General features: G+C 57.4%; 6 protein-coding genes and 1 pseudogene. 1 reads left to right on the forward strand and 6 read right to left on the reverse strand.

Going from position 1 to position 6,429, the window contains the following annotated elements:
• Positions 1–361 precede the first annotated feature (361 nt).
• Positions 362–1,912, forward strand: coding sequence for a helicase HerA-like domain-containing protein (locus ABYT07_RS04590; protein ID WP_372989793.1), 1,551 nt, complete (start codon positions 362–364; stop codon positions 1,910–1,912).
• Between the two features lie 88 nt (positions 1,913–2,000).
• On the opposite strand, the gene ABYT07_RS04595 is transcribed toward ABYT07_RS04590, so the two are convergent.
• The 6 genes and pseudogenes from ABYT07_RS04595 to ABYT07_RS04620 all read right to left on the reverse strand — a co-directional run.
• Complete coding sequence (locus ABYT07_RS04595; RefSeq protein WP_372989794.1) at positions 2,001–3,305, reverse strand: branched-chain amino acid ABC transporter permease; 1,305 nt, start codon at positions 3,303–3,305, stop codon at positions 2,001–2,003.
• On the reverse strand, positions 3,302–4,312 hold the full coding sequence (locus ABYT07_RS04600) for a branched-chain amino acid ABC transporter permease (RefSeq protein WP_372989795.1): 1,011 nt from the start codon (positions 4,310–4,312) through the stop codon (positions 3,302–3,304). The genes ABYT07_RS04595 and ABYT07_RS04600 overlap by 4 nt, the downstream gene beginning before the upstream one ends.
• Entirely contained in the window at positions 4,312–4,773 is a 462-nt protein-coding gene (locus ABYT07_RS04605; RefSeq protein WP_372989796.1) for a hypothetical protein, read from the reverse strand. The genes ABYT07_RS04600 and ABYT07_RS04605 overlap by 1 nt, the downstream gene beginning before the upstream one ends.
• The gene (locus tag ABYT07_RS04610; RefSeq protein WP_372989797.1) at positions 4,773–5,594 is read right to left on the reverse strand and encodes an ABC transporter ATP-binding protein; all 822 of its coding nucleotides are present in this window, start codon (positions 5,592–5,594) and stop codon (positions 4,773–4,775) included. The genes ABYT07_RS04605 and ABYT07_RS04610 overlap by 1 nt, the downstream gene beginning before the upstream one ends.
• An 11-nt stretch (positions 5,595–5,605) precedes the next feature.
• Complete coding sequence (locus ABYT07_RS04615; RefSeq protein ID WP_372989798.1) at positions 5,606–6,172, reverse strand: hypothetical protein; 567 nt, start codon at positions 6,170–6,172, stop codon at positions 5,606–5,608.
• A pseudogene (locus tag ABYT07_RS04620) lies at positions 6,169–6,429 on the reverse strand (ABC transporter ATP-binding protein); the annotation flags it as partial. The pseudogene ABYT07_RS04620 and the gene ABYT07_RS04615, both read right to left, overlap by 4 nt.

Consider the following 6,429-nt stretch of genomic DNA (forward strand, 5'->3'; position numbering starts at 1 on the left):
TTGCTGATCACGACATCGCCTGATCCCTAAATAGAAAAAAGGGCGCAAAACGCCCTTTTTCCTGTTCTTCTTTTCTCCCCGTCGGACTGGGCCGACTTATTAAAGGGACGTTACGAAAGCGGATGCCGACGGTCAACAGGAAAATATGCATATAGATGGATAGATTAGCTGAAGCCTTTGCCAGCCAGGGCAAAAAAAGGGCCGTACCCGAAGGCACGGCCAGTCTGACAGGGAGGAAGTGTTCACGGGCCGAAAGGACAAATAGGCCCGGAACAATTTGACTATGGCGTCCAAAGGTTAAGTTTGTATGCTCTGGCGGCACTTTGCCCGCATCGGCGGGGCCTTAAAGGATAATGACCACGTGACTAAAGATATCTTTATCGGGGGCGGCGGCCAGGATTACGCCACGCAGCAATTCCTGAGCATCGGCTATGCCAACCGCCACGGCCTGATCGCAGGGGCCACTGGCACCGGCAAAACGGTGACCCTTCAAATTCTCGCCGAAGGGTTTTCGGCAGCGGGCGTGCCGGTGTTTCTGTCCGACGTAAAGGGCGATTTGTCAGGGCTCGCCAATGCCGGATCCGATACCCATAAATTGCATGGCCCCTTCATGGAGCGCGCATCCAAGATCGGGTTCCACGACTACAGCTATGCCGCGTTCCCCGTCGCGTTTTGGGACATGTTCGGCAAACAGGGCCATCCCGTGCGCACCACCATTTCCGAAATGGGCCCACTGCTGTTGGGTCAGTTGCTGGGCTTAAGCGAAGCACAAGAAGGCATTCTCAACATTGCATTCCGGGTGGCGGACGAAGACGGGCTGCCACTGCTCGATCTCAAGGATCTGCAATCGCTGCTGGTCTGGGTCGGCGAAAATGCGTCAACTCTGGCACTGCGCTACGGCAACGTATCCACGGCGTCGGTCGGCACGATCCAGCGCCGGTTGCTTGTTCTCGAAAACCAGGGCGCGGCGGATCTTTTCGGCGAACCCGCCTTGGAACTTAGCGATCTGATGCGTACCGACACAGACGGGCGCGGTTTCATCAACATCCTCGCGGCGGACCAGTTGATGAATTCGCCCAAACTCTACGCGACGTTCTTGCTGTGGTTGCTGTCTGAACTCTTCGAAGAGCTCCCCGAGGTGGGCGACCCGGACAAACCCAAACTGGTGTTCTTCTTTGACGAAGCGCACCTGCTGTTCGACGACGCCCCCAAAGCGCTGATCGACAAGGTCGAACAGGTCGCGCGCCTGATCCGCTCCAAAGGGGTTGGCGTCTATTTCATCACTCAAAACCCTGCCGATGTCCCCGACGACATTCTGGGCCAGCTTGGCAACCGGATTCAGCACGCCTTGCGCGCCTTTACCGCCAAAGACCGCAAGGAACTGCGCATGGCCGCGCAAACCTACCGCGAGAACCCGCGCTTCGACACCGAAGAAGCCATCCGCGAGGTCGGCGTCGGCGAAGCTGTCACATCGATGCTTCAAAAAAAGGGCGTCCCCGGCGTTGTCGAACGCACCCTGATCCGCCCGCCGTCCTCGCAACTTGGCCCGATCGCGCCCGCCATGCGCGCCGCGCTTATGGCCCAAAGCCCGATGGCTGCGAAATATAACACCCGTCTTGACCGCGAATCCGCCTTTGAAATGCTGACAAAACGCGCCGAGGACGCGGCCAAAGCTGCCGAACAGGCCGAACAAGAGGCCGAAGCCAGCGAGGCCACCCCGGCATTGCGCGAATTCAACGCCGCCCGTCGCTATGCGGGTAAAGGGGTGACACGCTCGACCTCGAAACGCACCACAAAATCAGAAGAAGGTTTCGGCGGCACCATTGCGAACCTTGTGATCAAGGAGCTCAAAGGCACCACAGGGCGCCGCATCGTTCGCGGCATCTTGGGCGGCTTGTTCAAAGGGCGCTAACCCTTAATTCCAAATGGAAATAAATCCTCGCCGAAGGCTGGCCTTATCCCCCTTGGGATAAGGCCTTTTCTATATCTCACCTGAAAACCTACTTTTCGGGGATCAATCCACGCGGGCTAAACCGCAAAACCAGCAACAAAACCGCCCCCATGGTCATCAACCGCATGTGGGCTGCCGATTCAATCAGATGATCCTTCAGCCAATAGCCGTCCGACATGCCGGCCGTGATCATGTTCATCAGCCACAGCCCCATGGGTTCAACCATTACCCACAGATACCACATCAAGAAACCACCCAGCACCGCGCCAAAGTTGTTGCCCGATCCGCCAACGATCACCATCACCCAGATCAGAAAGGTAAAGCGCAGCGGCTGGTAGGATCCCGGCGTCAACTGGCTGTCCAGCGTGGTCATCATCGCACCAGCGATCCCGCAGATGGCTGACCCGAGGATGAACACCTGCAAGTGCCGTGCGGTGACGTCTTTGCCCATGGCCTCGGCGGCGACCTCGTTGTCGCGGATTGCACGCAGCATCCGCCCCCAAGGGGAATTCAGCGCACGCTGGCTGAGCCATAGCAAAAGCACCAGCACGCCAGCAAACAGCGCGACATAAAGGACCTTGACCCAAAGCGTCGACGCCTCGACTGGGTCCAAACCAAACCCGGCGGCACGTTCCACGAAACCCACATTATTTTGCAGGTCGATTTCATAGGGCACAGGGCGCGGAATACCGATCACGTTCTTCACACCGCGCGACAGCCAGTCCTCGTTCTTAAGCACCGCAATGATGATCTCGGCAATGCCCAGCGTTGCAATTGCCAGATAATCAGACCGCAACCCAAGGGCCGTCTTGCCGATCAGCCAGGCAGCGCCAGCAGCGAACAACCCGCCCACAGGCCAGGCAAGGATCACCGGCAGGCCAAGCCCGCCAAGATAACCGGTTTGCGCAGGGTTGATGCCTTCGATGGCTGCAACCGACGGATCAAGAACGGCGCGGAACAAAAAGAAGCCGCCAACCAGAATTGCCAGCATCACCAGCGTGCGCAGCCAGCCCTTGGCCATCCGCTTCATCGTGAAAATCGCGGCAACAATCGTTGCGGCCCCCATGATCAGCGCACCTGCAACACCCCAGCCGCCCGCGGACCACGCGCCTTCGGTCGGGGGCATGCTGATCAGCACCGCGGCAAGACCGCCCAAGGCGACAAACCCCATGATGCCAACGTTAAACAGACCCGCAAAGCCCCATTGCAGGTTCACCCCCAAGGCCATGATGCTGGAAATCAATCCCATGGATATGATCAGCAGCGCTGCGTTCCAGCTTTGCTGAAAGCCGGTGAAAATGATCAATGCGGCAATGATTGCGAAAAGACCGGTATTTCTAAGCGTCTCGTTCATACCGATTGCCCCTTGAAAAGACCCGTAGGCTTGAACAGCAGCACGATCAGTAAGATCACAAAGCTGACGGCGAATTTATAGTCGGTGGACATCAGCTGCACCAAACCGTCAGGTTCAAGCCCCTCGGGCATCATGTAGCCCAATACTTTTTTCCACGCATAGGTAATGGTGACCTCTGAAAAGGCGATCACGAAGCCGCCAGCGATGGCCCCGACCGGATTGCCCAGGCCCCCAACGATGGCCGATGCGAAAATCGGCAGCAACAGCTGGAAATAGGTGAAAGGTTTAAAGGATTTGTCCAAACCGTACAAAACACCCGCAGTGGTCGCGAGGCAGGCGACAATGATCCATGTGATCATCACAACACGTTCGGGATTGATGCCGGACAGCAGCGCCAGATCCTCGTTATCTGAATAGGCGCGCATGGATTTCCCCGACCGTGTCTTGTTCAGGAACCAGAACAGCACCACGACCACGATGATCGCCGTTATCACCGTCAGCCCTTGAGTCGTCTTGATCGCCAGACCTTCCTCAAGACCTGTCATCTTTTTGAAGGTCCGTGCAGAAATGATGAACCGTTCACCATCGGCAAAGTTCTTGTCGTCAGACCCGATGATAAACCGCGTGATCCCGTTGTAGATAAACGTGATCCCCAAGGACACGATCACGAAAATCACAGGCTTGGCTTTCTTCTCGCGGTAGAAACGATAGACCAACCTGTCGGTGCCAAGCAGCAAGCCGATGGTAACCATAATCGCAAAGGGCAGGGCGATCAGCGCCGTGGGCAGCACCCAAAGATGCAGGCCGATCGCCTGAAACCCCCACGTGATCAGCACCGCCGACATCGCCCCAAGCGCCATGGTGTCGCCATGGGCAAAATTCGAGAACCGCAAAATGCCGTAAACCAGCGTCACTCCAAGCGCCCCAAGGGCGAGTTGCGAGCCATAGGCGATGCCCGGGACCAACACGTAATTCGCCAATGCAACGAAAGCGTTCAAAAAATCCATCAGTTACAAGTCCCTAAATAGCTGATGACGAAAGGCCCATCAGCGTAGTGCACAGTATAGCGGGCGGCACCGGTTTCAGTGATGCTTAGCAAATGGCGCGCGGCAAATGTGCCCCCCGACAATGACAGCGCCATGCCCGATTTCACGCCCAGTAATTCCACCGTCTCTGCATCGGTGACCATGGTCGATTGCACCACCAGATCATCGGGCGTCAGCCCGCCGGCGATCCCTGTGATCTGGGGCGTGAATTCTGTTTCGGTGCAGGGCTCGTCTTCGACGCATTCGGTTTTGAAATCACAGGCGATTGCGATTTCCTGCCGGAACGGCGCAGTTTCAAGTGTCAGGTTTTCTGACGCCGCACCGTCAGTGTGACCGTCGGTGTGATCATCGGCGGGCGGGGTCACTTGCGCAAAGGCGGGTGAAAACGCGACAAGTGCTATGGGAAGGATCAGCCGCATCATCAGCCCCCCAGAAACGATTTGCGGACTTCGGGATCGTTCAGCAGTTCTTTTCCTGTGCCGGTGAACGCATTTGCGCCCTGCACCAAAACATAACCTTTGTCCGCAATTTCAAGGGCTTGCCGGGCGTTCTGTTCCACCATCAGGATCGGGATGCCAGTGCGGGCAACTTCGATGATCCGGTCAAACAGTTCGTCCATCACGATCGGGCTGACGCCAGCTGTGGGTTCATCCAGCATCAAAACCTTGGGCTGGGTCATCAACGCACGGCCAACGGCGACTTGCTGGCGCTGACCGCCCGACAATTCGCCCGCCGCCTGATAGCGCTTTTCCTTGAGGATCGGGAACAGGTCATAAACCTGCGCCATGGTATCGCGGAAATCATCGCGGCGGATAAAGGCACCCATCTCAAGGTTTTCCTCGACTGTCATCGAGGTAAAGATATTCGAGGTTTGCGGCACAAAGCCCATGCCTTTGGCCACGCGGTCTTGGGGCGACAGCGCAGTGATGTCTTCACCGTCAAGCCGGACATGGCCCTGGCGCACGTCCAGCATCCCAAAAACGGCCTTCATCGCTGTGGATTTGCCCGCGCCATTGGGGCCGACGATCACGGCGATTTCGCCTTTTTCAACGGCGATTGTGCAGTCGTGCAGAATATCCGGCCCCTTGCCATAACCGCCGGTCATCGCGTCGCCAATCAGGAACGGCCCGCCGGGGGACGCATGGCTTTTTCCACCCTGTTTTACAGGCTGCGCTGTGCCTTGGCCCTTGGGATTTCCGATCGACAGGTCTTTGTTCCCCCGGTCGCCGTATGGGTCAGTCATATCAGTCACTTTCAGTCGGAGCCGCTGGTGGGCGGTGTGTAATCTATGGCGCAGGACACTTCATCCGCGCAGGTATCACGCAGCATCATCGCCACGTCGAAGGACATCTTTTCCATTTCTTCCAACGGCATGCTATCGGCTGTATCAAGGTACAGCATTATGCGCGACGCGCCGACTTGCGACAACATCACCGCGCTCATCGTGCGCGAACCGTCGATTTCGTCATATTGCAAATGCCGCAGGGTCAGCCCCTGAGGGGTGACGATCTTGTCGACCTGCAACACCTCTGGCGGGACGTCACTTTCAGCAGCAATCCATTCGGCATAGGTCGTATATTGTTCATCCAAAGTGGCGGACATATCGGTGATCTCGTGGCCGGGCCATTCTTGGGTAAAGTTCAAAATCACTTCACCCAGATAGCGCGTGCTTCCGTCGCCGATAACGTCCCATTTCGCAGATTCCCACGGCGTCCCGCGGTCGCACATCCATACTTCCGCCGACAGTTGCGCGCAGGCTGCGGAGGCCTGCGGCAACGCGAGCGCGGCGATTAGCGTCAGGATGGCCAGGCGCTGCTTCATGCCGTCTTGTTCTTGAGGCCGGTGCCCAGATACGCTTCGATCACCTGCTCGTTGGCTTTGATCTCGGGCAGGGTGCCTTGGGCCAATACCTTGCCTTCAGCCATGCAGATCACCGGGTCACACAGGCGGCCGATGAAATCCATGTCGTGTTCGATGACCACAAAGGTATAGCCGCGTTCCTCGTTCAACCGGATGATCGCGTCACCGATGGTATTGAGCAGCGTGCGGTTCACGCCTGCGCCGACCTCGTCCAAGAA

This window comes from Sulfitobacter sp. (assembly GCF_041552635.1).
Taxonomy (GTDB): Bacteria; Pseudomonadota; Alphaproteobacteria; order Rhodobacterales; family Rhodobacteraceae; genus Sulfitobacter.